This is a genomic window from Kribbella hippodromi (assembly GCF_039531045.1).
Taxonomy (GTDB): Bacteria; Actinomycetota; Actinomycetes; order Propionibacteriales; family Kribbellaceae; genus Kribbella; species Kribbella hippodromi.
Genome location: NZ_BAAAPH010000013.1, coordinates 124,332 through 149,452, shown reverse-complemented (window position 1 = coordinate 149,452; position 25,121 = coordinate 124,332). Strand labels below are relative to the sequence as shown.

Here is a 25,121-nt window from a genome sequence, read left to right as displayed (position 1 = left end):
CCGCCGGCAACCAGTGCGCCTGAGCCTGTTGGTGATGGCGCGTACGGTGTCTCAGGGGTGCACTACCTGTCGAGCTGCAAAGGAATGGGGTCTGTGATGCGGTTTCATCATGATCGGGAGCCGGCTGGTGATCTGACATTCAGTGACGTCTTCCTGGTACCGAACCGGTCCGGTGTGGCGTCCCGGCTGGATGTGGACCTGTCTACGTCGGACGGGACCGGTGCGTCGATCCCGATCGTCGCGGCGAACATGACCGCGGTGTCCGGGCGGCGGATGGCGGAGACGATCGCCCGGTGTGGCGGGCTCGCGGTGCTGCCGCAGGACATTCCGGTGGATGTCGTGTCGGAGGTGGTCGGCTGGGTCAAGCAGCGGGACCCCGTACACGACACCGCTCTGGTGCTGCCGCCGACCGGGACCGTGGGCGAGGCGCTCGCGCTGCTGCCGAAGCGGAACCACGGTGCGGTGATCGTGGTCGATGACGGCCGGCCGGTCGGCGTGGTGACCGAGGTCGACTGCTCCGGCGTCGACCGGTTCACCCAGCTGGACGCGATCATGTCCCGCGAACTGCTGACGCTGCCCGCCGGCATCGACCCGGAGGCGGCGTTCGGCCTGCTGCACGACGGGCGGCACCGGTTGGCGCCCGTGGTGGACGCGGCTGGAAAGATCGTCGGCATCCTGACCCGTGAGCGCGCGCTCCGGGCGACGCTCTACGACCCGGCCCTCGACCCGAACGGCAAGCTGCGGGTCGCCGCCGCGATCGGGATGAACGGTGACGCGGAGCAGAAGGCGAAGGCGCTGCTCGACGTCGGCGTCGACGTACTCGTCCTGGACACCGCGCACGGTCACCAGGAGCGGATGCTCGAAGTGGTCGAGCGGGTCCGGGCGCTCGGCCCGAAGGTACCGATCGTGGCCGGGAACGTGGTCACCGCCGAGGGCGTCACCGACCTGGTCAACGCCGGCGCCGACATCATCAAGGTCGGGGTCGGGCCGGGCGCGATGTGTACGACCCGGATGCAGACCGCCGTCGGCCGCCCGCAGTTCTCGGCCGTACTGGAGTGCGCGACGAAGGCCCGTGAACTCGGCAAGCACGTCTGGGCCGACGGCGGCGTACGCCACCCGCGGGACGTCGCGCTGGCGCTGGCCGCGGGCGCTTCGAGCGTGATGATCGGGTCCTGGTTCGCCGGCACGTACGAGTCGCCCGGCGATCCGCACCGGGACAACCAGGGCCGGATCTACAAGGAGAGCTTCGGGATGGCGTCCGCGCGGGCGGTGCGATCCCGGACCGTCGAGGACAGCCCGTTCCAGCGGGCCCGGAAGAGCATCTTCGAGGAGGGCATCTCGTCCGCCCGGATGTACCTGGAACCGGACCGCCCGAGTGTCGAGGATCTGCTCGACTCGATCGTTTCCGGAATCCGCAGTTCGTGTACGTACGTCGGCGCCGCGAATCTGGCCGAATTCCACGACCGCGCAGTGGTCGGACTGCAGACCGCGGCCGGGTATGCCGAGGGCAAGCCGCTCGACACCAGTTGGTAGCACCCTCATTCCTGGGGTGAGGTTGAGGGCGCAACAAGGTCATGCGCCGGGCGATGGCGAGGGTCGCGGATCGGTGACACCGTGGAGGCAACAGGGGGGAGCGAGGGCACCGGAGGCTTGCAGGCCGGGAGGTGTCCTGCTTCGTGGTCGCGGGTACTGACGCGGGGTTCGGCCGAGGCTTGGGAGGGCGACTCGGGAACCCAGGCTCAGCGCCCGCGACCGCATGTACCGATTCAGTTGGCGTGTCGCGGGGTACAGCGGCAGAGTTCAGGGAATCGATGCTGCAGCGGTGTTTGGGGCCGGTGTCGTGGATGCGCACAAGGTTGCCCCGTTGCGGGTTGACGCCGAAACGGCGATCATCCTGCGCGAGGCGTACCACAAGATCGAGGCGCTGTTCCGGACCGACCATTACGGACTGTACGACTACGTCCGGGTGGTGGCCGGGAAGATCGCGCGCGTCGACGCGTTCTTCATCGGCTTCCTGCACGGCACCAGCCGGGTGCGGTACCCGTACGGCTACGACGCCGGCGCGTACGTCAGTCCGGACACGCACACGTTCGGCCCGAACGGGCAGACGGCCTGGCTGATCAAGCACCGGCAGACGTACCGCTTCGGGTACGACAACGGGGCCGCGCTGCACGCCGGCGTACCGGTGGGGGAGCAGGCCCGGCGGTCCGCGGACGTGGTGACGGTGCCGATCTTCCGGCCGGTCAAAGGTGGGCCGGACCAACTGTTCGGGATGCTGTCGATGCAGAGCTACCTCCCGGACTCGTACGACGACAACGCGGTCCGTGCTTTCGAGTGGCTGGGCGGCCTGGTGGAGCGCGTGCTGACCCGCGAAGGTGAGGACAAAGACGCCCTCCGCCGCTTGCCGGCCGGGGACACCGGGCCGAACCTGCTGACGTCCGATCACGTGGTGGAGTACCTGACGCACCGGGTCGCGTCGATCCGCGACATCGCGGCCGAGGCGCTGACCGAACCGGACGTGAGCACCGGCGTACACACCCACCTGGCCCGGATCATCGACGCCACCGAGCACATCCAGACCGAGCTGATCGAGATGCTGCTGGAGACCGACGAAGGCCCGGAACGCCGGTTCGCGAGTCTGACCAAGGCCCAGCAGGGCATCGCTGTGCTGCTCGCCGACGGTTTCGACAACGATCAGCTGGCGGCCGAGCTCGGGGTCAGCTTGAACACGGTCAAGACCCACCTGAGCGCGATCCTGCGCAAGTACGGTTTGCGCAGTCGCGCCCAGGTGGCCGATGACGTCCGGCGGTACCTGGCCCGCTGAGTCAGTACGAGCGCGCCACGTACGCGATCAGGTCCGGCTCGGTGTCCTCGATCGGAAGCGAGCCGTCCGGGCGCTGCAGGCAGCGGACCGTGATACCCGACTCGCCGAGGCGGTCCTCGCCTTCCTCACCGAGCGTGGCGTACGGCAGGCTGGCCCAGCCGGACGCTGCCGCTTCCACCGCGTCGTCGACGGTGGTGACCGGGGTGATCCGCTCCGCCTGCCGCGCGGACGCCTCCGCCAGCAGGTGCACCTGGTCGTCATCGATGGCGGTCGTGACAGTACTGATGAGGTCCGCCAGCCCGACCGTGGATTTGCCGTTCCCCCGCAGGCGGCGTACGACGGTGGCGACGTTGGCGGCCAGGTCACGGGGGCCGAGTTCGATCCGGATCGGTACGCCCTTGAGCTCCCAGTTGACCGCGCGGCGGCCGAACGGCTGGTCGACGCGATCGTCGAGCGTGACGCGGAGGCCGGCCGCTTCGAGGCCGGTGGCGATTGTCCGTGCCGCGTCGATCGTTTCGTCCTTCACAGCCAGTACGACGACCTGGATCGGTGCGACCGCGGGCGGGACGCGTACGCCGGCGTCGTCGCCGTGGACCATGATCATCCCGCCGACCAGGCGCGTCGTACTGCCCCAGGAGGTCGTCCAGGCGAGCTCGCGCTTGCCTTCGCGGGACAGGTAGCCGATGTCGAACGCACGCGCGAAGTTCTGGCCGAGCTCGTGCGCCGTACCCAGCTGAAGTGCTTTGCCATCACCGGTCATGGCTTCCAGCGTCATCGTGTTGATCGCGCCGGCGAACCGCTCGCGCCTGGTCTTTCGCCCAGCCAGGACAGGGATCGCTAGCAGGTTGACCATCACGTCGCGGTACACCTCGGACAGGATTCGCGTCGCGTACGCGCGGGCGTCCTCCTCGGTGGCATGGGCCGTATGGCCTTCCTGCCAAAGGAATTCCGTGGTCCGGAGGAACAGTCGCGGGCGGAGCTCCCAGCGGACCGCGTTGGCCCACTGGTTCAGCAGCAGCGGCAGGTCGCGATAGCTCTGCACCCACTTCGCCATGTACTCGCCGATCATCGTCTCCGAGGTCGGCCGCACCACCGCGGGCTCCTCGAGTTCCTTGCCGCCGGCATGCGTCACCACCGCCAGCTCCGGGCTGAACCCGGCCACGTGCTCGGCCTCGCGGCGCAGGTAGCTCTCCGGAATCAGCAGCGGGAAGTACGCGTTCGCGGCGCCGGTCGCCTTGATCCGCCGATTCATTGCCTCCTGCAACAGTTCCCAGATCCCGTACCCATACGGTCGCACGACCATGGTCCCCCGGACCGGCCCGTTGTCGGCGAGCTCGGCCTTGGTGATCACGTCCTGGAACCAGCGGGGGAAGTCCGTCGCCCGCGAAGCGAGCACGGCTCGGGAATCGGTCATGCCCGCCAGTGTAGGAACCCGGTCCCGGCCACGGCCACGCATTTCTGAGCGGCGGCTCAGGAGCTGAAGTTCATCCACCGGTGCGGCAGCGTTCACCAGCAGCCCGAAAAGTTGGCCCGTATCCCCTCGGACTTGGAGGAAGCAGTGAGAGTACGTCGCGCCCCAGTACTGGCCGCCTGCCTGGCCCTGGTCGGACAAGCCGGTCAAGCTGGTTGCTCATCTGGGTGACATCAAGGACGGTTCGTCGGTCTGCAGTGACGAGTACTTCGCTCAGGTGAAGACACAGTTCGACCGGTTCGCGGACCCGCTCGTGTACACGGTTGGGGACAACGAGTGGACCGACTGCCATCGGGCCAACAACGGCGCGTACAACCCGTTGGAGCGGCTGGCGAAGATCCGGCAGCTGTTCTTCCCGCAGCCCGGAAGGACGCTCGGTCAGCACCCGGCGAAGGTGCAGAGCCAGGTCGCGCAGGGCATCCCGGAGGACGTCCGGTTCAGCCGTGGCGAGGTCGCGTTCGCCGCGCTGCACATCGTTGGCAGCAACAACAGTATGGCGCCCTGGACCGGCAAGTCTGCTCCGACGCCGGAGCAGACCGCCGAGGTACTGAACCGTACGTCGGCCGTCATGCAGAGCATCCGCGACACCTTCGCGCAGGCGCGGAGCGATCGCGACAAGGCGGTCGTACTGCTCACCCAGGCGGACATGTTCGACCCGACCGTGACGAACCCGTCGTTCGCCGACTATTACGCGTTCCAGCCGATCGTGCAGGAGATCGCCCGCGAGGCGGCGAACTTCCGTGGCCCGGTGTACCTGTTCAACGGCGACAGCCACGTCTACAACAGCGACAAGCCGCTCGCGGCCGGATCACTGTGGACCAAGTTCTACGGCGTCACCACTCCCGCCGGAAACCTGTCCCGCATCACCGTAGACGGCTCCACCGGCGACAACGACTACCTCCGCGTCACCATCAACCCGCGTACCCCGGCTGTCCTCAGCTGGACCCGCGTTCCGTTCACGTCCTGACCTCTGGAGATGCGAAAGGGCCGCGGACAAGTTGTCCGCGGCCCTTTTCGTGGGGTGATCAGAGGGCGGCGAGCGCTTCGTTCCAGGTCTTGGAGGGGCGCATGATCGCGGCCGCCTTGGCCGGATCCGGCTGGTAGTACCCGCCGAGATCGGCGGGGTTGCCCTGGACGGCGATCAGCTCGTCGACGATGGTCTGCTCGTTCGCGGCGAGCGTCTCCGCGAGCGGTGCGAACGCCTTGGCCAGGTCGGTGTCGTCGGTCTGCTTGGCCAGCTCCTGCGCCCAGTACAGGGACAGGTAGAAGTGGCTGCCGCGGTTGTCGATTCCGCCGACGCGGCGGGTCGGGGACTTGTCCTCGTTCAGGAACGTGGCGGTGGCCCGGTCCAGGGTGTCGGCGAGGATCTGCGCCCGCGCGTTGCCGGTCGACTGGGCCAGGTGCTCGAAGCTCGCGGCCAGCGCGAAGAACTCACCCAGGCTGTCCCAGCGCAGGTAGTTCTCCTTGACCAGCTGCTGGACGTGCTTCGGCGCCGAACCGCCCGCGCCCGTCTCGAACAGCCCGCCACCGGCCATCAGCGGCACGATCGACAGCATCTTCGCGCTGGTACCGAGCTCGAGGATCGGGAACAGGTCGGTCAGGTAGTCACGCAGGACGTTGCCGGTCACCGAGATGGTGTTCTCGCCGCGGCGGATGCGCTCCAGCGAGAGCTTGATCGCGTCCACCGGCGCCAGGATCCGGAGATCCAGGCCCTCGGTGTCGTGCTCGAACAGGTACGTCTGCACCTTCGCGATGATCTGCGCGTCGTGCGCGCGGGTCTCGTCCAGCCAGAACACCGCCGGGTCGCCGGTGGCGCGGGCCCGGTTCACGGCCAGCTTCACCCAGTCCTGGATCGGGGCGTCCTTGGTCTGGCAGGCGCGGAAGATGTCGCCGGCCGAGACGGTCTGCTCGAGTACGGCCTCGCCGGCCGCGTTCACCAGCCGGACCGTACCGGTGGTCTGGATCTCGAAGGTCTTGTCGTGCGAGCCGTACTCCTCGGCCTTCTGCGCCATCAGGCCGACGTTCGGCACCGAGCCCATCGTGGCCGGGTCGAACGCGCCGTTCGCGCGGCAGTCGTCGAGTACGGCCTGGTAGATGCCCGAGTAGCTGTGATCCGGCAGTACGGCCAGCGTGTCGTGCTCTTCGCCGTCCGGGCCCCACATGTGGCCGGAGGTACGGATCATGGCCGGCATCGACGCGTCCACGATCACGTCCGACGGGACGTGCAGGTTGGTGATGCCCTTGTCCGAGTCGACCATCGCGAGCTTCGGGCCGTCGGCCAGCTCGGCGTCGAACGAGGCCTTGATCTCGGCGCCCTCGGGCAGCGTGGCGATCCCGTGCAGGATGCCGCCGAGGCCGTCGTTCGGGGTCAGACCGGCCTTGGCGAGGACATCGCCGTACTGGGCGAACGTCTTCGGGAAGAAGGCCCGCACCACGTGACCGAAGATGATCGGGTCGGACACCTTCATCATGGTGGCCTTGAGGTGGACGGAGAACAGCACGTCGTCGGCCTTCGCCTGGGCGACCTGCGCGGTCAGGAACTCGCGCAACGCGGCCACATGCAGTACGGACGCGTCCACGACCTCACCGGCGAGCACCGGGATCGACTCGCGCAGCACGGTCGTGGTGCCGTCGTCGCCGGCCAGCTCGATCCGCAGCGTGTCGTCGGCCGCGATCACCACCGACTTCTCCGTGCCGCGGAAATCGTCGGTGTCCATCGTCGCGACGTTGGTCTTCGAGTCGGCGCTCCAGGCACCCATCCGGTGCGGGTGGGTCTTGGCGTAGTTCTTCACCGAGGCGGGCGCACGGCGGTCCGAGTTGCCTTCGCGCAGCACCGGGTTCACCGCGGAGCCCTTGACCTTGTCGTACCGGGCCTGGACCTCGCGCTCGGCGTCGGTCTTCGGCTCGTCCGGGTACTCCGGCAGCGCGTACCCCTGGGCCTGCAGCTCGGCGATCGCCGCCTTCAGCTGCGGCACCGAGGCGGACACGTTCGGCAGCTTGATGATGTTCGCTTCGGGCGTCTTGGCCAGCTCGCCGAGCTCGGTCAGCGCGTCCGCGATCCGCTGGTTCTCCTGGAGGTACTCCGGGAAGACCGCGAGGATGCGGCCGGCCAGTGAGATGTCCCGGGTCTGCACGCCGACACCGGCCTGGCCGGCGTACGCCTGGACGACAGGGAGGAACGAGTACGTGGCGAGTGCCGGAGCCTCGTCGGTGTGGGTGTAGATGATCGTCGAGTCAGTCACAGGCCCCACCCTAGTGGGCGATCCGGCCCGGTCAGCCGTCGCGTGGGGAGGCTCACGCTGAGTCGTCAGGGCTGGTCGAGCTCGTCCGGGTGGGCGAGCTGGATACCGGCCGCGACCGTGACCGCGCTGGTGAACGCCAGGGTGTCGATCGGTGACGACGCCGCGACGGTCGCGCCGGCGAGCGAGGCGAGGCCCTTCGCGCCCTCCCAGGTGCAGTCCACGAAGACCGCCTTGGCCGCCTTGACCTGGGAGAACTCCACGCCGGAGAGGTCGCAGCGGCGGAACACCGCGCCGGTCAGGTCGGCGGAGACGAGGTCAGCGTTCTGCAGGCGGCAGTCCGTCAGCTCGACTTTGTGAAACTTCGCGAACCGGAACGAGGCGAAGTCGAGCACGGTGTCCCGGACCGTCACGTGCTGGAAGCTCGCCCCGGGGCCGGCGAAGCCGATCATCCGGGACGCCGTGATCGCGACCCGGGTGAGGGCCGCGTCCGACCAGCGGGCGTTGGCGATGTCGCACTGGGTGAGCTCGGTGTCCACCACGATCAGCTTGTCCAGGTCGGAACCGGCCAGTTTCCAGCGGGTCAGCCGGCAGCCGCCGATCTCGAGATGCTCGGCCTCCAGATCGCTGAGGTCGATGTCCTCGAGGCCGAGATCGAGCAGCCGCTCCTCGTCGTCGATCTCCTCCGGAAGAGCGGAGTCGAGCTGGGCACGGAGACGAGGCGCGGCGATCTTCACGGCACCGACCGTAGCTGTCGGCGCCGACAGCTTTGCTAGGCGGTGCGGAGGTAGTGGGCGGCGACGCCGCGGAGGGCGGAGCGTTCGGTGTCTGCGGTCGCGGTGGCGGGGAAGGTGAGGGCCTCGGTGACCAGGTCGAAGGCGCCGGAGATCGAGCCGCCGAGGACCGTTTGCGTCACGCCGAAGCGGTCGATCCACGGTTGCAGCGCGGCGGAAAGGTCGGTGAAGGCGGCCAGCAGCACCTCCCGGGCGGCGGTGTCACCCGCGCGCGTCTGGTCGGCGATCTCCTTCACGCCGGGCGCTTCGGCACCAGTGCGTTCGGCGTACCGGCGCAGGATCGCCCGGGCGGAGATGGAGTCCTCCAGCGGCTTCCCGGCGTACGCCGTCTTGTACAACTCACCGCCCGGCGGGACCGTGCTGCCCTCGCGAACCACCCGCCCGGTCGCGAGGAACGCCGTACCGATACCGGTCCCGATCGTGACGCCGACACACCGTTCGATGCCCCGGACCTGCCCCGCCGTCCATTCACCGACCGCGAACGCCTCGGCGTCGTTCATGAACAGCACCCGCTCGATCCCCAGCTCGGTACGCAGCGCCGCGCCGAGATTGAACCCGTACAACTGGTCGAACTTCCCCTGCCCCCGGTACCAGGCGACCCCGGTAGCGAAGTCGAACGGCCCCGGCAACGCGATCGCCAGCCCGTTTGCCAGCGGCAACTTCCGCGCCGCGTCGGCGAGCTGCTCGACCACTTGCCCGGCCGCCGCCTGGGATTCGAGCTCGGCTCGATCCACCTCGGTCACCTGCCACGTACCGGGCGTGACCACCGCCGCGGTGGCATGACTTCCCCCGACTTCCAGCACCGCTACGTCCATCCGCTCATCATCGCAGCCGTCCCGATCACGGACTGGGGGAACCCGTGGTGGCTCCTGTCCGTAGAGTGACTGGAGCGAGAGGATGGGAATGCCGACCGACAGCAGGACGACGTCCGTGGTCGCGGCGCTGAGCGTCGTGACGGCGGTGGTCGGTCACGTCTGGGCCGGTGGCGATGGTTTGCCGTTCAACGTCTTGGCGCCGATGGCAGCGCTGACCGGGGTGTGCTGGTTACTCGGTGAGTACTTGGCCGGCGAACGGTTGCTGACCGTGCTCGTGCTGGCCGGCGTCCAGCTGTTCGTGCACGTCGCGCTGGGCGCCGCGAGCACGCACGCCGGGATGGCGATGTCGCCGGGGATCGGCAGCAGTCTGATGATGACGTGCGCCCACCTCGGCGTACTGCTGGCCGGCGTCCTCGCGGTCACCCGCGCGCACCGCTGGGTGGGCCGCGTACTGCGCGTGTTCGCCCGGTTGTTGCCGCAACTCCCGGTCCTCCGTCCGGTCCGGCTGCACGGCAGCGCCGTACCGGGCATCTTCGCGTCCTGGGTACCGATCGGTGCCCGGCTCGGGTCGAGCGTTTCCGGGCGCGGACCTCCGGGCGTACGAGTGCAATCCGCCCTTTGACACCGGCCACCCGCGCCGGATCACTCGTATGCCTTGAAAGGTTCTCCCATGCCCAAGAGATTCGCCCTGCGCGCTGTCGCGATCGTGGCGGCGTCCGCCCTGGTGGTGATCGGTGCCGCGAGCTCGGCGTCGGCGCACGTGTCGGTGTCCTCGCCGGACGCCAAGCCCGGCGGGTACGGAAAGCTGGTCTTCCGGGTCCCGACCGAGTCCGACAACACCAGCACCACCAAGCTCGTCGTCGCACTGCCCAAGGACCACCCGTTCGCGCATGTCGGTGCGCAGGTGAAGGACGGCTGGAAGGTCGAGAAGAAGGAAGAGAAGCTGCCGGCGCCGGTGAAGGTCGGCGATGTCACGCTGACCAAGGCGATCACCACGGTCACCTGGACCGCTACCGGTACCGGGATTCCGGCGAACGACTTCGACGAGTTCGCGCTGTCGGTCGGCAAGCTGCCGGAGGGGGTCGACGCGTTGAGCTTCCCGACCGAGCAGACGTACAGCGACGGGGAGGTGGTGAAGTGGGCCGACGTCGCGAAGGACGGTGCTGCCGAGCCCGAGCACCCGGCGCCGACGTTGAAGCTGACGGCTGCGGTCACTCCGGTGGCGGCGACTAGTGCCGACAGCACGAGCTCTACTGACAAGCTGGCGCGGTGGCTCGGCGGGGGTGGGTTGCTGATCGGGCTGCTCGGGCTCGCCTTCGGCCTGCGGCCGCGGAAGCCCGCGGTGGCGGCCGGCACGCCGGCGGGGTCCGGTCCGGGGGAGTCCGGGCCCGGGATCGCGGAGTCCGGGAAGTAATCGTGCGCCGATTGATTGCGGTTCTGGTTGCGTCGCTGTTCACGCTGGTGCTTTCCACCAGCGTGGCGGCGGCGCACGCCAAACTCGAATCGATGACGCCGGCCGATGGTTCGTCGATGGCGGCGCCGCCGACGAAGGTGATCCTGACCTTCAGCGAACCGGTCGGGTCCGACGGTACGCAGGTGCAGGTGAAGGCACCGAGCGGGAAGAACGTCGCGAACGGTGACCTGACGGTGGTCGACAACACGGTCACACAGCCGGTCGGCGCGATGGTCGAGGCCGGGAAGTACCAGGTCGAGGCGCGGGTCGTCTCGGCCGACGGGCACCCGATCACGGTCACCGGGTCGTTCACGGTCACGCATGCCGGTCACGCACCTACCGCTCCTGGCACCGACCCGACCGGCACCACGCCGGCAAGCCAGTCCAACAGCAGCTCCAGCACAGTAACCATCGTCGCCATGTGTCTGGTCATGCTGGTCGTAGTAGCCCTGGCCATAGTAATCGTCCGCCGCCGCCCAGCCTCATGACCACCCGCGAAACCCCAAGCACTGTAGGGAATTCTGGGGTATTTGTACTTGTGATGGTTGCTGTTGGCATCGTTGTGATGGTGATTGCGCTGGTGGCTGCTGGGGGTGCGCCGCAGCGGGCTGAGGATGGGTTGCTGGGGGCGGGGCTCGGGGCTTCCTGGGCGGTTCCGGTGCTCCGGATAATCGCCGACGTGGCAGCGGTGGCGACCGGCGGCGCTGTGCTGGCGGTCGCCCTCTTCCTGCCGACCAAGGACGGAAAGCTAGGCACCACGGCGATCCGAGCCTGCCAGGACGCCGCCCTGGCAGCCGGTGTCTGGGCAGTGGCCAGCATCGCCGGCCTGATCGCCACCGCGACCGTCATCCTCGGCATCCCGCTCTCACACCTCGCCGAACACGCCGCCCCAGCCGGCCAACTACCTCAGGTCCGCGCACTAGCGGCAGCGGTCGTCCTCACCGCAGTCCTGGCGGTAGTCCTCAGCGGTACCAAAACCAAACGCGGCGCCCAACTAGCCGCCGTACTGACCCTGGCCGCCCTGATCGGCCCCCTCCTGACCGGCCACGGCGCCGTCAACCGAAGCAGCGTCTGGTCCATCCTCGCCACCACATCACTCGTCATCCACGTAGCCGCAGCCACCATCTGGGTCGGCGGTCTGGGAGCCGTCCTCCGCTACGCCCGCCGGCGCCCCGCAGTCGAACTCTTCAGCACCCTCGCCCTGGGCTGCGCGATCACCATGGGCATCTCCGGACTGCTCACCGCCGAGATCCACCTGGACGGCAGACAAGGCGGTTGGGGCCTGATCACCCAGTGGGTCACGACCGGGTACGGCGCTTTGGTCTTCGCCAAGACCATCGCCTTCGCGATCCTGGTCACAGTCGGATGGTGGCATCGCCGGCGTACGCTGCCGACGCTCGCGACCGGCGATCAAGCGGCCTTCCGGCGACTCGCGGCAGTGGAACTCCTGATCATGGCGGCCACCATCGGCCTCGCCGTAGCCCTGTCGAGAACACCGTGAAGCGACTCGGTGACACGTCAATAGCCTTCCGTACACTGGACAGATGACAGAACCGCGGTGGCTCGACCAGCGTGAGGCGCGACTTTGGCTGTCGTACCGCGACACGCACCGCGAGCTGATGCGCGCGCTCGAAGCGCGAATGATCAGTAATTCGGGCCTTTCCGGCGCCGACTACGCCCTGCTGCACCCGCTCTCCGAAGCCGAGAACGGCCTGCTCCGGACCCGGGATCTCGGCCGTTCGGTCGGCTGGGAACGCAGCCGCCTGTCGCATCAGGTCAGCCGGATGGAGAAGCGCGGCCTGGTCTGCCGCGAGGAGTGCAGCGACGACGCCCGCGGCTCGATGGTCCGGCTCACCGAGCTCGGCCGGAAGGCGATCGACGCGGCCGCACCCGATCACGTCGAGGCGGTCCGCGCGTACTTCTTCGACCGGCTGAGCATCGCGGAACAAGAGCAACTGACCACCTTGCTGGACCGGATCGCCGCCGATCTCCCGGTCACCTGCGGCCCGGCGGACTGCGACACCCCGGCGGACTGCGAGGAGTAACCACCAGTAACAACCGCCGCGAACCCGATGACACGCCGTCACGGAGGGCGATCGCGGACGGCGGCGGAAAGAATGAGGACGTCTCGTCCGGATGCGCGCTGGATTTGACAATCGTTTTCACTAAAGGTGAGGATGGTGCGCATGTCCGAGGCTCTGAGCAGGCGTGGGTTTCTGGGGTTGGGCAGCGCAGTCGGGCTGGCCGCCGTGGTGGGATGCGGAGCGGACGGGGAGGCGGCCGCGCAGCCGACATCAGGCGGCCGGCTGCGCGCGGTGTACGCGGGCGGCGGCGCGAAGGAAGTGCTCGATCCCCACGTTCAAAGCCTGTTCGTCGACATCGCGCGGCACAAGGCGATGTACGAGAAGCTGGTCGAGCTCGGCCCGGATCTGAAGCCGGTGCCGCGGCTGGCCTCGAAGTGGGAACACGACGGGACCGCGACGACCTGGCGGTTCAGCCTCCGGGACGCGACCTTCCACGACGGCGCGAAGCTGGTCGCCGAGGACGTCCTGTTCAGCCTGGCCCGGATCGCCGATCCGGCGGTGCCGGAGCGGGTCGCGCAGTCGTCGCTGGCGACGCTGGATCTCAAGCGCAGCAAGGCGATCGGGCCCGCGACGGTCGAGCTCGTACTGACCGCGCCGAACGCCGAGTTCCCCGCCTTGCTGGCCGGGATCGGCACCCAGATCGTGCGCAACGGATTCAAGGATCCGACCAAACCAATCGGTACGGGCGCGTTCAGGTACACGTCGTTCGAGGCCGGCCGTTCACTGATCGCGACTCGGTACGACGGCTACTGGGACGAACCGGCCCGGATCGAAGAACTGCAGATCTTGTCGGCCGATGCGGAAGCGCGGGCCAATGCCGTCCAGGGCGGTCAGGCCGAGTACGCGAACGACATGACCGCGACCTTCGCACGGACGGCCGAGGCCGGTCGCACCGTGAAGATCGTGGCGGCGAAGGCCAGCATGATGCAGGCGTTCGTGATGAAGGTCGACCAGCCGCCGTTCGACAACCCGGACGTACGACTCGCGTTCAAGCTGCTCGCGGATCGGCAACGGCTGGTCGACGTCGTACTCGCCGGGCGCGGTGAGGTCGGGAACGACCTTTTCGGCAAGGGATACCAGTACTACCCGGCCGAGCTGCCCGCCCGGGAGCGCGACGTCGACAAGGCGAAGGCGCTGCTGACGAAGGCCGGGCTGGTCGGCAAGCAGGTCGAGATCTTCACCGCGGACGCGTCGGCCGGGTTCGTCGAGGCGGCGACGTTGTTCGCGGAGCAGGTCGCGGAAGCCGGCGTACGGTTGAAGGTCACGACCGGCAGCCCGCAGACGTACGCGAAGGACCTGTTGACGAAGGGTGCTATCGGCAACCATCGGTCCGGCGCGATGCCGATCCCGCAGTACTTCACCGATCGGCTGCTGACGCATTCGCCGTTCAACGTGACGCACTGGCGGCGACCGGCGTTCGATGCCGCGTTCGCCGCGGCGCGGGCGACGACCGACGAGGCGCAGCGGGCGGCGAAGTACGGCGTACTGCAGAAGACGTTGCGGGACGAGGGCGGGATCTTGGCGTGGGGCCTGCCGGACTATCTGGTCGCGGTGTCGGCAAAAGTGCAGGGCGTGCAGGCGGCCCCGCCGAACACTCTGGACCAGGGCCGGTTCGACAAGGTGTGGCTGACCTGAATGCGGGCGTACGCCGTCCAACGTGGTCTGCTCGCAGTAGTTCAACTTGCCGTGCTTTCGGTGCTGGTGTTCGTCCTCACCTCGTTGTTGCCGGGTGACGCGGCTGATCTCCGGTTCACCGAGACGTTGTCGCCGGAGCAGGTCGCGCGGCTCCGCGATGAGCTCGGTCTGGATCAGCCGGCGCCGGAGCGCTTCGTCCATTGGCTGGGAAATGTGTTCAGCGGCGATCTCGGCACCTCGTTGATCAGCGGGGGACCGGTGGCCGGCATCGTCCGGAGCTCGATCGGCGCGACGCTCGTACTCACCCTCGCGACGCTGGGCGTGGTCGTACCGCTGGCCGTTGCCCTCGGCATCGTGATGGGTACCCGCGAGAACGGGCGCCTGGACCGGACGATCACCTCGATCACCCTGGCCTTGTCGGCCATCCCGGACTTCGTGATCGCGGTCGTCCTAGTAGCGGTGTTCGCGCTGAAGCTCGGCTGGCTGCCCGCGACCTGGATTGGCGGCAACTTGCTGGCCAGTCCGGCGTTGCTCGTGCTTCCGGTCGCCGTTCTCTTCGGGCGTACGGTCTGCCTGCTGTCACGTCAGGTCCGCGCCGGGACGATCACCGCGCTGAACGCCGAGTATGTGGCGCAGGCGCGGCGCCTCGGCGTACCGCGCCGGCGGCTCTTGTTGCGCCACGTCCTGCCGAATGCGGCCGTGCCGGGCATCCAGGAGCTGGCGCGTACGGGTGACACGCTGCTGGGCGGGGTCTTGGTCGTGGAGGCGATCTTCGCGATTCCTGGTTTCGCGACCGCACTGGTCGACGGCGTCGAGACGCGTGACATCCCGGTGGTGCAGGCGCTGACGCTGACGCTGGCCGTGGCTGCGTTGCTGATCAACTTGGCGGCGGACCTCACGTGCAATCGGCTGGTGCCGCGGACGGAGTTGCTGCGATGAGGCGGTGGATCGGGGCGAGCGCATCGGCCGTGCTGGTCGTGGTGCCGTTGGCGATCGCGGTGCTCGGGCCGTTGCTGCCGTACGAGGTCGCGCCGGGGTTGCCGTACTCCTCGGAAGGTTTGCTGGGGACCGACGGGTTGGGGCGGGACGTTCTTGGGCTGCTGCTGGTCGGTGGGCGGACCGCGTTGGGGATGGCGTTCGGTGCGGTTGTGCTGGCGTACGTGGTCGGCGGACTGATCGGTCTCACGGCGGCGTCCACTCGGCATCGATGGCTGGACGAAGGGTTGATGCGGCCGCTCGACGTACTGCTGCCGCTGCCGTCATTGCTGGTCATCAGCGTGGTTGCCGTCGGGTGGCAGGCGTCGGCGTTGGCGATCACGGTCGCGGTGGCGATGGTGAACGTGCCGACGGTCGCGCGGCTGGTGCGGGCGGCGGCGCTGGATGCGGCTAGTGGGCCGGTGGTTGAGGCGCTTCAGATGCAGCGGGAGTCGTGGGTCGCGATCCAGCTCGGGTACGTTGGGCGGTCGGTGCTTGGGCCGGTTGCCGCTGATCTGGGTACGCGGATCACGCTGGCGGTGTTCTTGGTTGCTTCGGTCAACTTTCTCGGGTTGGGGTTGAGCCCGACCGCGCCGGACTGGGCGGTCAGTATTTCGCGTAATCGTGAAGGGTTGCTGTTGCAGCCGTGGTCGGTGCTGGCGCCCGCGGTGCTGCTGGTGTCGTTCACGCTCGGGTTCAACCTGCTGGCCGATCGACTGGTGCATCGGTCGCGGCGGCTGGTGGGGAGTTCGGTATGACGTTGGTGCGGGTCAAGGAGCTGAGAGCGACGGTTGGTGACGCCGTACTGGTCGACGGGGTGTCGTTCGAGGTTGTGGCGGGGGAGGTCACCGCGCTGGTGGGGGCGTCGGGGTCGGGGAAGACTACGTCGGCGTTGGCGTTGCTGGGGGAGCATGGCGATGGCGTACGGCTTGCGGGTCACGTTGCGGTCGACGGGGAAGTGGTTGTCGACGGCAACGGGGTGACGCGGGCGGCGGTGGGTGTCCGGGGCCGTGGGGTTGCGTACATGCCGCAGCATCCCGGCAGTGCGTTGAACCCTGCCCGACGGATTGGTACCACGCTCCGCGAGCTGGCCGGCCTGCACGGAGGGGATGTAGAAGAAGCAGTCCGCGCCGCGCAGCTGACGGTGCCACGGCAGCTGATTGCAGCCGAGCCGCCCCGCCCCGCGCGGGCGGCGGCGGCGGGCGCTGACCGGGCGACTCTTCGGCGGTTTCCACATCAGTTTTCTGGGGGGCAGCGGCAGCGGGTCGCCTTGGCTCAGGCGCTGGCCTGCCGTCCGAAGGTGCTCGTCCTGGACGAACCGAGCACCGGTCTCGACTCGATCACCCGGCTGCAACTCGTCCACGAGCTCCGCGACCTCGCCGCCACCGGACTGGGCATCTTGCTGCTGAGTCACGATCTCGACCTGGTCCGCGCCCTCGCCACCCAGGTCGTCGTCCTCTCCGCTGGGCGAGTCGTCCACACGGGCGGTACCGACGTACTCGAAGCGTCCCCCGACCTGCCCGCGCCGGGAACCACCACCGCCCGGCAGTCGTTGCTTAAGGCAATGAACCTGTCAGCAGCGCTGCGGCCGCGCGGCCGTGATCCGGTCCTGCACGAGATAAACCTCGACGTCCGCGCCGGCACCTGCCTGGGCGTCGTCGGCCGCTCCGGCAGCGGCAAGACCACGCTCGCCCGCTGCCTGGCCGGCCTGCACGAGCGCTTCACCGGCCGCATCCTCCTCGACGAAGAACAGCTGCCGGTGCTGCGCCGCCGTACCGCCGAGCAGAACCGCCGCGTCCAGTACGTCTGGCAGGAGGTCCGCGGTTCATTCGACGAACGCCGGCCGGTGGATCAGCAGGTCGCTCGTACCGCGCAACGGCTCCGGGGCCTCGGCGCCGAACCCGCGTACACCGAGGCCGTCGCCACCTTGGCCCGCCTCGGCGTCGCCGCGATCACCGCGAGCCGCCCACCGAGCCGGCTGTCCGGCGGCGAGCTGCAACGCGCCGCGCTTGCTCGTGCAGTACTGGCCGAGCCCGACGTACTGATCTGCGACGAGATCACCACCGCCTTGGACGATCGCGGTACGGCACTCGTACTCGATCTGCTTGCCGAGCTGAAAGCGCGCGGCACCGCACTGATCTGGATCAGCCACGACCTCGGTCTGGTCGCGGCCGTCGCCGATGAGGTGCTCGTACTGGACGCCGGCCGCGTGGTCGAGCAGGGACCGCCCGCGACGCTGATGACCGCACCACGCCACCACCTGACCCGGCGGCTGGTCGACGCCGCCCGGATCGGCCGGCCCGAGACTCCGCCCGTGCTATCCCCCGACTCAAGGAGCGAACCGCGCCGATGACGCGACTGCACGACCATTTGGCGGAGGCGATCAAGGACCCGGACCCGATCCGCGTCCGGTCCGGCGACAGTCCGGAAGAGGACCTGATCTGCCTGCGGTTCGAGACGATGAAGGTACATTCCGCGCTCGGCGCCGTACGGCACCTGCTGGACACCGGCCGCGTGCACCCCGGGGACACGCTGATCGACAGCTCGAGCGGGATCTACGCGCACGCGCTGGCGCTGGCCTGCCACCGGTACGGGATGAAGTGTCACATCGTTGGGTCCACCACCGTTGATCGGACGTTGAAGATCCAGCTGGAGATCCTCGGCGCAACCGTCGAACAGGTGCCGTCGTCGAACAATCTCCAACTCGACCAGAACCTCCGGGTCCGGCGGATCGGTGAGATCCTGCGGGACAATCCGACGTACCACTGGATGCAGCAGTACCACGACGACATCCACTACCTCGGGTATCGCGCGGTCGCGGACCTGGTCGCGTCCCTCGTACCCAGCGGGCCGTTGTGCTTGGTGGGTGGCGTCGGGACCGGGGCGTCCACCGGCGCGATCGCCGCGTACCTGCGGGAGTGGGGGCGGGACGTCGACCTGGTCGGGGTGCAGCCGTTCGGGAGCGTGACGTTCGGGGCCGGGCACACCCAGGACCCGGACATGATCATCGCCGGGATCGGCAGCTCGATCGAGTTCCGGAACGTACGGCACGAGCTGTACGACCGGATGCACTGGATTTCGTTCGAGTACGCGATGTCGGCGGCGGTGGACCTGCTCCGTACGTCCGGAGTGTTCGCGGGCCTGTCGGCCGGAGCGGCGTACCTGTCCGCATTGTGGGAACACAACTGCGACCGGGGCCGGAAGCACGTGTTCCTGGCCGCGGACACCGGGACGCGGTACGTCGAGTCCGCTTTTTCCCGGCATTCCGAGGCGCGGCCGCTGGCGTCGATGCGGCCGCGCGAGATCGACTCGCTGGACGAGCTCGCGGTGCCGTGGTCGGCGATGGCGTGGGATCGGCGCGAATCCGGACTGCTGCGGCGCGCGGAGTTCCCATCTGCGACTCCGTCGCATTAACCTGTGACTGTGTTGCTTCGGGAGCTGTTCACGGCGGCTGAGGTCGATCGCTTGCGGGACGTGGTCGAGCGGGTGCACGCGGAGGTCGTCTCGGCGGCCGAGGCCGGGGAGACGACGGTCAACGTCTGGCCGGACGGGCACCGGCTGGAGACCGTCCGCGGGACCACGATCCACTGGGAGCCGGACGCCGTCGGCAAGGCGGTCCGCAGTCTGTCGCCGGTCTCGCATTTGGACCCCTTGCTGGAGTCGTTGTGGGGTGAGCCAAGGTTGGTCGAGCCGATGAGTTCGTTGATCGGGGCACCGGCCGGGCGGTTCGTGGCGAAACTGAACTTCAAGCGCGCCGGCGTCGGATCGGAGTTCGCGTGGCATCAGGACTTCCCGTACTGGTACGGGTGCTGCGGCGCGGCGGCGTACGACATCGCGACCGCGATCGTGATGCTCGACGACAACACGGTCGAAAACGGCGCGATGACGTTGATTCCAGGCAGTCCCGCCGAAGGTCCGGTCCGCCGTGATCCGCTGGACCCGACCGGGTTGCTGGTCGATCCAACGGTTGTGGACGAATCCCGCGCGGTCACGGTGGAAGCGCCGGCCGGCTCGGTGCTGATGTTCCCCGGCCTGATGATCCACCGCTCGGCGCCGAACCGCACGGCCACCGACCGCCGATCCCTCCTCTACTGCTTCCAGCCTTCGGGCCGGCCTGAGTTATCCGCCTTGCATTACAACCCTGAAAGGTTGGTCGATCTCCCATGACTGCCTCCGTTGCCGAACTGACCGCGTGCGTTCTCGACGGGTCGTACGGGCCGTCGCCGGCGGACTTCGACATCACGAGTGCCTTTTGGCTGCATCACACGACGCGGTTGCCGGGCGCCGCGGTGACGTACCGGAACTATTACGTGCTGCTCCGCGTGGGCGAGGTTTTCGGTGCTTGCTCGTTCGAGGCCGACGAGTTGGAGCCGTCGTTCTGCGCGGACACTTCCGGGCGTACGTTGGCCGATGTCCTTTCGTCCGATGATCCGCTGCCGGTGCGGATCGCGGCGCTGGATGCGTACCTGGCGGCGGTCGAACCGCATCACGAGTCGCCGTACGCCGAGGAGGTCGTGCTGCCGGCCGGTACGCCGGACGTCCGCGCCCGGGCCCGGGATGCGGCCGTCGCCGGACTGCTGGAGGTTGCCGAAGGCACCAAGGTTGCGCTGATCGGGGTGGTGAACCCGCTCGTCGACGCGATCACCGCGCGGGGTGGGACCTGTCTGCCCTGCGATTTCAACCTCCGCGAGACCGCCTCCGGCCTGCCGGTCAGCCGCGACATGACCGAGGTGATCGACGCCGCCGACGCGGTCGTCGCCACCGGAATGACGCTGTCCAACGGTTCCTTCGATATCCTCCTTTCTCGTTGCCGTGAGCAATCAAAGCCCCTGGCCATCTACGCCCAAACCGGAAGCGCGGTCGCCCGCGCCTTCCTCCCGTCCGGCGTCACCGCCCTCTCCGCCGAACCATTCCCCTTCTCCCAGTTCAGCTCCCGCCCGAGCAGCCTCTACCGCTACAGGACGGCCGAATGACCACCCAAAACCACAACCACCCCACCGGAGTACAGGCACCCCCCGGCGGTTCGGCGTACGCCCCCACCCCCCTCACCAGAACCCCACCCACCGCGCCCACCTCCGCCTCCGCGCCCACCTCTGCGGAAGTGCCTGGGGATTTGAAGATGGCTCGGCGCTTGTGGCCTTTTCTGCTTGCCTCAACCGTGAGCTTGATCCCGTTCACGGTGTTCGGGATGTACCTGGTACCGATCGCCGGCGCCGCCGGTGGGAGTGTCGCGGAGATCGGCGGGCTGCGGGGGCTCGGCGGACTAGCGGCACTCGCGGCCGGCGTATCCCTCGCACCCCTCATGGACCGGGCGCCCCGCGAACTGGTAGCCGCCGGCGGCCTCGCCCTGCTGGGCATCTCGGCCGCATTAGGAGCCATCGGCAACGTTTTCGCCCTGGCCGGCTTCTGCCTCCTGATCGGCGCGTCGACCTCCATCCTCGCCCCCTCGATCGGCGCCGCGGCGGCCGACCGCTTCACCTCCCCAGCCGCCGCCGGCCGCGCCGCGACCCTCGTCTCCGCGACCACCTCGGCCATGGCCATGCTCGCCGCCCCCGTACTCGCCGGTCCCGGCCTGATCTGGGGCTGGCGCGGAAACCTGCTCGCTGCCTCAGTCATCTCGCTCGTACTCTCCGCCGCGTTCTTCTGGCGTGGCCGCGGCCGCAAACCAGCGATCACCAAGAACGAGCGGATGAGCTACCTCGCCACGTACCGCGCACTCGCCCGGGTCCCCGGCGCCCTCCCGCTGCTCGCGATCGCGATGCTCCGGACCGCGGCGTTCATGGGGTACCTGGCGTACCTCGCCGCGTTCTACGACGAGAAGTTCGACCTGGCGCCGGGGTGGTTCGCGCTGGTCTGGTCGTTGAGCGGAGCGTCGTTCTTCCTCGGCAACCTCCTCGCCGGCCGGTACATTGCCGCGGACCGCCCGTGGATCGGTCCCGAGAAGATGCTCGTGATCGGCATCGCCACCGCGCTGGTCGCGGTGTCGGCGTTCTACTTCTCGCCGTCGTTGCCGCTGACGTTGTTCCTGACCGCCCTGATGGGTGCCAGCCACGCCACGGTTGCCGCCTGCGTCACCACGCTGCTGGTCCGCCGCAGCGGCGGCCTCCGCGGCTCCGCGCTCAGCGTCAACGCCGCCGGCATGAGCCTCGGCACCTTCCTCGGCGCCGCCATCGGCGGCCTCGGCCTGGCCCTGGCCAACTACCCCGGCACCGCCGCCACCTTCGCCGCCCTAACCCTGATCGCCCTCCTCTGCGCCCTAAAAGTCCGCCCCTGACAAACCCACCCCGCCCGTCGCCCGTGCGGCAGGTCGACAGTACGTATGTGTCCACTGGGCCACTGTCCAGGTGGTCGTCACGCCTGCGGGCTGGTGCAGTGGACTTATACGTACTGTCGACCTGCGACTGTCGGCCAAGTCAGGGGTTGGTGGGGGCGGGTTCAGGGTTGTCACGGTGGTTCGGATCGGGCGGACTCGATATATCGTTCAGGGTTATGGAGAACCTGCCCGATCGCCCGCATCCGCACGCGCACCTGCGGGCGTCCGACATCGATCGTGACCAGGTGGTCGACGTACTGCGGGAAGCCCTGATGTCGGGGCGGTTGTCGCAGGACGAGCACGCCGACCGGCTGGAGCAGACCCTGCAGGCGAAGACCCTCGGCGAACTCGAGCCGATCACCCGCGACCTGGTCGTCCCCGGTCAGGCCGCGCCGGCGCCGGTGCCGCAGCCGGTCGCGGCCACCGGAAACAGCCCGGTCCCGATCGAGGAGCCGGCCGACCCGAACGCGAGCCTGGACAACATGGTCGCGATCTTCGGCGGCGGTGAGCGGAACGGCCGCTGGCGGGTGAAGCGCCGGACCAACGCGATCGCGGTCTTCGGCGGGCACGACCTGGACATGACGGATGCGGTGTTCGAGGGCCGCGAGGTGACGATCTGGGCGTTCGCGGTGTTCGGCGGGATCGACATCACCGTCCCCGAGGGCGTGACGGTGCGTAACGAAGGCGTCGGCATCTTCGGCGGCTTCGGCGCCCGCGGCAGCTCCGACCCCGACCCGAACGCCCCGGTCGTCGTCGTCAAGGGCCTGGCCCTCTTCGGCGGCGTAGGCGGCCAATCCTCCGCCAAACGCCACGGCAAGAAGAACAAACGCCACCTGGGACACTGAGCCGTGTTCGTCTCAGCCGACTTCGACGTACCCACCGAGCTGGACGGATGTTCCTGGGTACGCGCCGAGGTGGACCTCAGATCCAGGACTTGAACCACATGCGGTTGAGCCAGTCCGGGTGGGGGAGGACCTTGTCGGTCAGGATCGGCCAGATGTAGGCGAAGTTCAGCACCACCAGTACGACGAACGCGCCGACGACCGCGCTGCCGATCAGCCGGCGCGGGGTCGCCGTACTGAGAGCGGTACGCGCCGGGCCGAGGATCTTGCCGAGGACGAGCGACAGCGCCATCACCGTGAACGGGATCATCGTCACGGCGTAGAAGAAGAAGATCGGTCTGTCGTCGAACGCGAACCACGGCACCCAGCAGGTGACGAAACCGACGATCGGCACGCCGTACCGCCAGTCCCGGCTGCCGATCCAGAACACCAGCGCCGCGAGCAGCGCCAGTGCGCCGCCCCACCAGAGCAGTGGCGTGCCCAGGGCAGAGATCACCTGCAGACAGTTCGTCCCGGCCGGCGCGTTGCAGCCCGGCGTACCAGGCTTGATGTCGTTGACCGCGTCGAACCCGATCGGGCGCGCGATGATCGGCCAGCCGGCCGGGTTCGACTGGTACGGGTGGGTGGCGTGCTTGATGTAGTCACCGGTGTGGAACGCGAGCACTTCCTTGTGGTACTCGATCAGTGACCGGAAGTCGTCGGGTACGACCTTCATCACGCCATGGGCCGGATTGCTGGCGGCCCAGTTGTGGTCGTACGCGTTGTCGTGCAGCAGCCAGCCGGTCCACGTCGCCACGTACGTCACGCCCGCGACCAGTACGAGGCTGACGAACGCCGGGACGCCGTCGACGAGCGCCGATTTCACGAACGCGAACCGGACGCCGAGCGCGCGCCGGGCGCCGAAGTCCCACGCGAACACCAGGATGCCGAACGCGGCCAGGGTCCAGACCGCCGACCACTTGGTGCCGAGCGCGAGCCCGAAGCAGACCCCGGCCGCGATCCGCCACGGCCGGACCAGCAGCCAGCGGCCGATCGTGCGGCGTGCACCGTCCGGGGTCGGGGTGTCCAGCGACTCGGCGTGCCGGCGGCGCGTCCAGTCCCGGTCCGCGACCAGGCAGGAGATGGCCGCGACCAGCCAGAACGCCAGGAAGATGTCGAGCAGCGCGACCCGCGACATCACGAAGTGCAGGCCGTCGACCGCGAGCAGTAGCCCGGCGATCGCGCCGATCAGGGTGGAGCGGGTCATCCGGCGGACGGTCCGGATCAGCAGCAGCACCGTCAGGGTGCCGAACAGGGCCGGCATGAACCGCCAGCCGAACGTGTTCATCCCGAACAGTTGCTCACCGGCAGCGATCATCCACTTGCCGACCTCGGGGTGTACGGTCAGGCTCGGCGTGTCTTTGAAGACGTCCAGGTTTCCGCTCAGGATCGCCTTGTCGGCGGCACCCTCCGGCTGGTCGATGAACTGCCGCGCGTACCCGAACTTGAGCAGGCTGAACGCGTCCTTGGCGTAGTACGTCTCGTCGAAGACGAACTTCACCGGGTTGCTCAGGTGCCAGAACCGCAGCACCCCGGCCAGGACGGTGATCACCAGCGTCGCGATCCAGCCGCCGTCGAAGTCCTTCGGCATCGCCGGGTACAACCGCTCCTTGAGCGGCGGCAGCCGCCGCCCGAGCACGTCCCGCCCGAGCGTCTCCAGCTCCTCGCCGGCGTCGCCCCGCCGCGCAGTCCCGTCCTCGATCACAGCAGCCACGCCCGCCATCGTACGGACGCCCAGGTCTCACCGCCTCCCCGCGGTTGCTCCCAAGACTGGGATGATGGCTCGATGACCGGGCGATTGGTGTTGGCGGGGACGCCTATTGGGGATTTGGGGGATGCTTCGGGGCGGTTGGGGAGGGTGTTGGGGGAGGCCGACGTGGTGGCGGCGGAGGATACGCGGCGGTTGCGGCGGTTGACTTCCGAGTTGGGGATTCAGGTGGGTGGCCGGGTGGTCAGCTACTTCGAGGGGAACGAGCGGGAGCGGACGCCGGAGTTGCTGCAGGCGCTCACCGACGGGCAGACCGTGGTGGTCGTGACGGACGCGGGGATGCCGAGCGTGTCCGACCCGGGGTACCGGTTGGTGGCGGCGGCGATCGAGGCGGACGTGGTCGTGACCGCCGTGCCGGGGCCGTCGGCCGTGCTGACCGCGCTGGCGCTGTCCGGCCTCCCGGTGGACCGGTTCACCTTCGAGGGGTTCCTGCCGCGCAAACCGGGCGAGCGCGGGCGACGGCTGACGGAGCTCAAGGACGAGCCGCGCACGATGGTGTTCTTCGAGGCACCGCACCGCCTGGCCGCGTCCCTCGAAGCCATGCGCGAAGCCTTCGGCAAGGACCGCCGCGCCGCCGTCTGCCGCGAACTCACCAAGACGTACGAAGAGGTCAAACGCGGCCCCCTGGACGACCTGGTGACCTGGGCCGAGCCGGGCGTACGCGGCGAGATCACCGTGGTCATCGCCGGCGCCGACCCGGACCGCACCATGACCCCGGCCCAGCTGGCGGCGGAGGTCGCGACCGACGAAGAGGCGGGTACGCCGCGCAAGCAGGCGATCTCCGACGTGGCCAAGCGCTTCAACGTCCCGAAAAGGACCGTGTACGACGCCGTACTCGCTGCCCGAGACCCTGGTAAATAGCACTGGCG

Annotated in this window: 23 protein-coding genes; 18 read left to right on the top strand and 5 right to left on the bottom strand. The window is 68.7% G+C overall.

Annotated elements, in window-relative coordinates:
* Window positions 1-96 precede the first annotated feature (96 nt).
* The gene (locus ABD260_RS21070; protein ID WP_344235417.1) at window positions 97-1,533 is read left to right on the top strand and encodes a GuaB1 family IMP dehydrogenase-related protein; all 1,437 of its coding nucleotides are present in this window, start codon (window positions 97-99) and stop codon (window positions 1,531-1,533) included.
* Between the two features lie 289 nt (window positions 1,534-1,822).
* Window positions 1,823-2,824 (top strand): helix-turn-helix transcriptional regulator, encoded by a 1,002-nt coding sequence (locus ABD260_RS21065; protein ID WP_344235415.1) that lies wholly within the window; start codon window positions 1,823-1,825, stop codon window positions 2,822-2,824.
* Between the two features lies 1 nt (window position 2,825).
* Here the strand turns inward: ABD260_RS21065 and proS are convergent, their stop codons facing one another.
* Entirely contained in the window at window positions 2,826-4,238 is a 1,413-nt protein-coding gene (gene proS, locus ABD260_RS21060) for a proline--tRNA ligase (RefSeq protein ID WP_344235413.1), read from the bottom strand.
* Window positions 4,239-4,512: 274 nt separating this feature from the next.
* Here proS and ABD260_RS21055 point away from each other — a divergent pair, with 274 nt between their 5' ends.
* Window positions 4,513-5,262: a hypothetical protein gene (locus tag ABD260_RS21055; RefSeq protein ID WP_344235411.1), complete on the top strand. Its 750-nt coding sequence runs from the start codon at window positions 4,513-4,515 to the stop codon at window positions 5,260-5,262.
* 58 nt (window positions 5,263-5,320) lie between these two features.
* Here the strand turns inward: ABD260_RS21055 and ABD260_RS21050 are convergent, their stop codons facing one another.
* The 3 genes from ABD260_RS21050 to ABD260_RS21040 form a co-directional block, all read right to left on the bottom strand.
* Window positions 5,321-7,537 (bottom strand): NADP-dependent isocitrate dehydrogenase, encoded by a 2,217-nt coding sequence (locus ABD260_RS21050; RefSeq protein WP_344235409.1) that lies wholly within the window; start codon window positions 7,535-7,537, stop codon window positions 5,321-5,323.
* A gap of 65 nt (window positions 7,538-7,602) precedes the next feature.
* The gene (locus tag ABD260_RS21045; RefSeq protein WP_344235407.1) at window positions 7,603-8,271 is read right to left on the bottom strand and encodes a pentapeptide repeat-containing protein; all 669 of its coding nucleotides are present in this window, start codon (window positions 8,269-8,271) and stop codon (window positions 7,603-7,605) included.
* Between the two features lie 35 nt (window positions 8,272-8,306).
* Window positions 8,307-9,143, bottom strand: coding sequence for an ROK family protein (locus ABD260_RS21040; protein WP_344235405.1), 837 nt, complete (start codon window positions 9,141-9,143; stop codon window positions 8,307-8,309).
* Window positions 9,144-9,231: 88 nt separating this feature from the next.
* On the opposite strand from ABD260_RS21040, the gene ABD260_RS21035 reads away from it, so the two are divergent.
* The 14 genes from ABD260_RS21035 (at window position 9,232) to ABD260_RS20970 (ending at window position 22,448) form a co-directional block, all read left to right on the top strand.
* Window positions 9,232-9,765, top strand: a complete 534-nt coding sequence (locus ABD260_RS21035) for a hypothetical protein (protein ID WP_344235403.1) — start codon at window positions 9,232-9,234, stop codon at window positions 9,763-9,765.
* Between the two features lie 48 nt (window positions 9,766-9,813).
* Window positions 9,814-10,557 carry a YcnI family copper-binding membrane protein gene (locus ABD260_RS21030; RefSeq protein WP_344235401.1) on the top strand — a complete coding sequence of 248 codons (744 nt, stop codon included), beginning with the start codon at window positions 9,814-9,816 and terminating at the stop codon, window positions 10,555-10,557.
* A 2-nt stretch (window positions 10,558-10,559) separates the two neighbouring features.
* A complete protein-coding gene (locus ABD260_RS21025; protein WP_344235399.1) occupies window positions 10,560-11,084 on the top strand; it encodes a copper resistance CopC family protein in 525 nt (174 codons plus the stop codon).
* Between the two features lie 191 nt (window positions 11,085-11,275).
* Window positions 11,276-12,097 (top strand): copper resistance D family protein, encoded by an 822-nt coding sequence (locus ABD260_RS21020; protein WP_344235397.1) that lies wholly within the window; start codon window positions 11,276-11,278, stop codon window positions 12,095-12,097.
* 43 nt (window positions 12,098-12,140) lie between these two features.
* The gene (locus tag ABD260_RS21015; protein ID WP_344235395.1) at window positions 12,141-12,641 is read left to right on the top strand and encodes a MarR family winged helix-turn-helix transcriptional regulator; all 501 of its coding nucleotides are present in this window, start codon (window positions 12,141-12,143) and stop codon (window positions 12,639-12,641) included.
* Between the two features lie 141 nt (window positions 12,642-12,782).
* On the top strand, window positions 12,783-14,315 hold the full coding sequence (locus ABD260_RS21010; RefSeq protein ID WP_344235394.1) for an ABC transporter substrate-binding protein: 1,533 nt from the start codon (window positions 12,783-12,785) through the stop codon (window positions 14,313-14,315).
* Window positions 14,316-15,254 (top strand): ABC transporter permease, encoded by a 939-nt coding sequence (locus tag ABD260_RS21005; RefSeq protein WP_344235393.1) that lies wholly within the window; start codon window positions 14,316-14,318, stop codon window positions 15,252-15,254.
* The gene (locus tag ABD260_RS21000) at window positions 15,251-16,048 is read left to right on the top strand and encodes an ABC transporter permease (RefSeq protein ID WP_344235391.1); all 798 of its coding nucleotides are present in this window, start codon (window positions 15,251-15,253) and stop codon (window positions 16,046-16,048) included. The genes ABD260_RS21005 and ABD260_RS21000 overlap by 4 nt, the downstream gene beginning before the upstream one ends.
* Window positions 16,045-17,643 carry an ABC transporter ATP-binding protein gene (locus ABD260_RS20995; RefSeq protein WP_344235389.1) on the top strand — a complete coding sequence of 533 codons (1,599 nt, stop codon included), beginning with the start codon at window positions 16,045-16,047 and terminating at the stop codon, window positions 17,641-17,643. Before ABD260_RS21000 ends, ABD260_RS20995 begins: the two co-directional genes overlap by 4 nt.
* A complete protein-coding gene (locus tag ABD260_RS20990) occupies window positions 17,640-18,704 on the top strand; it encodes a pyridoxal-phosphate dependent enzyme (protein ID WP_344235387.1) in 1,065 nt (354 codons plus the stop codon). The genes ABD260_RS20995 and ABD260_RS20990 overlap by 4 nt, the downstream gene beginning before the upstream one ends.
* 3 nt (window positions 18,705-18,707) lie before the next feature.
* Window positions 18,708-19,457, top strand: a complete 750-nt coding sequence (locus ABD260_RS20985) for a phytanoyl-CoA dioxygenase family protein (protein WP_344235385.1) — start codon at window positions 18,708-18,710, stop codon at window positions 19,455-19,457.
* On the top strand, window positions 19,454-20,263 hold the full coding sequence (locus ABD260_RS20980) for a Rossmann-like domain-containing protein (RefSeq protein ID WP_344235383.1): 810 nt from the start codon (window positions 19,454-19,456) through the stop codon (window positions 20,261-20,263). Before ABD260_RS20985 ends, ABD260_RS20980 begins: the two co-directional genes overlap by 4 nt.
* Before the next feature lie 146 nt (window positions 20,264-20,409).
* Complete coding sequence (locus ABD260_RS20975; RefSeq protein ID WP_344235381.1) at window positions 20,410-21,564, top strand: MFS transporter; 1,155 nt, start codon at window positions 20,410-20,412, stop codon at window positions 21,562-21,564.
* A 215-nt stretch (window positions 21,565-21,779) separates the two neighbouring features.
* Entirely contained in the window at window positions 21,780-22,448 is a 669-nt protein-coding gene (locus ABD260_RS20970; protein ID WP_344235379.1) for a DUF1707 SHOCT-like domain-containing protein, read from the top strand.
* A gap of 76 nt (window positions 22,449-22,524) precedes the next feature.
* On the opposite strand, the gene ABD260_RS20965 is transcribed toward ABD260_RS20970, so the two are convergent.
* The gene (locus tag ABD260_RS20965; protein ID WP_344235612.1) at window positions 22,525-24,075 is read right to left on the bottom strand and encodes a dolichyl-phosphate-mannose--protein mannosyltransferase; all 1,551 of its coding nucleotides are present in this window, start codon (window positions 24,073-24,075) and stop codon (window positions 22,525-22,527) included.
* A gap of 195 nt (window positions 24,076-24,270) precedes the next feature.
* Between ABD260_RS20965 and rsmI the strand changes: the two genes are divergently transcribed.
* Window positions 24,271-25,113, top strand: a complete 843-nt coding sequence (rsmI, locus tag ABD260_RS20960) for a 16S rRNA (cytidine(1402)-2'-O)-methyltransferase (protein WP_344235377.1) — start codon at window positions 24,271-24,273, stop codon at window positions 25,111-25,113.
* The last annotated feature ends 8 nt before the right edge of the window (window positions 25,114-25,121 follow it).

Coding starts and splice junctions, on each gene's coding strand:
- ABD260_RS21070 (WP_344235417.1), top strand. CDS start 97: ATGCGGTTTCATCATGATCGGGAGCCGGCTGGTGATCTGACATTCAGT.
- ABD260_RS20980 (WP_344235383.1), top strand. CDS start 19,454: ATGACTGCCTCCGTTGCCGAACTGACCGCGTGCGTTCTCGACGGGTCG.
- ABD260_RS21040 (WP_344235405.1), bottom strand. CDS start 9,143: ATGGACGTAGCGGTGCTGGAAGTCGGGGGAAGTCATGCCACCGCGGCG.
- ABD260_RS21000 (WP_344235391.1), top strand. CDS start 15,251: ATGAGGCGGTGGATCGGGGCGAGCGCATCGGCCGTGCTGGTCGTGGTG.
- proS (WP_344235413.1), bottom strand. CDS start 4,238: ATGACCGATTCCCGAGCCGTGCTCGCTTCGCGGGCGACGGACTTCCCC.
- ABD260_RS21030 (WP_344235401.1), top strand. CDS start 9,814: ATGCCCAAGAGATTCGCCCTGCGCGCTGTCGCGATCGTGGCGGCGTCC.
- ABD260_RS20990 (WP_344235387.1), top strand. CDS start 17,640: ATGACGCGACTGCACGACCATTTGGCGGAGGCGATCAAGGACCCGGAC.
- ABD260_RS21010 (WP_344235394.1), top strand. CDS start 12,783: ATGTCCGAGGCTCTGAGCAGGCGTGGGTTTCTGGGGTTGGGCAGCGCA.
- ABD260_RS20975 (WP_344235381.1), top strand. CDS start 20,410: ATGGCTCGGCGCTTGTGGCCTTTTCTGCTTGCCTCAACCGTGAGCTTG.
- rsmI (WP_344235377.1), top strand. CDS start 24,271: ATGACCGGGCGATTGGTGTTGGCGGGGACGCCTATTGGGGATTTGGGG.
- ABD260_RS20970 (WP_344235379.1), top strand. CDS start 21,780: ATGGAGAACCTGCCCGATCGCCCGCATCCGCACGCGCACCTGCGGGCG.
- ABD260_RS20995 (WP_344235389.1), top strand. CDS start 16,045: ATGACGTTGGTGCGGGTCAAGGAGCTGAGAGCGACGGTTGGTGACGCC.
- ABD260_RS20965 (WP_344235612.1), bottom strand. CDS start 24,075: ATGCCGAAGGACTTCGACGGCGGCTGGATCGCGACGCTGGTGATCACC.
- ABD260_RS21015 (WP_344235395.1), top strand. CDS start 12,141: ATGACAGAACCGCGGTGGCTCGACCAGCGTGAGGCGCGACTTTGGCTG.
- ABD260_RS21005 (WP_344235393.1), top strand. CDS start 14,316: ATGCGGGCGTACGCCGTCCAACGTGGTCTGCTCGCAGTAGTTCAACTT.
- ABD260_RS21035 (WP_344235403.1), top strand. CDS start 9,232: ATGCCGACCGACAGCAGGACGACGTCCGTGGTCGCGGCGCTGAGCGTC.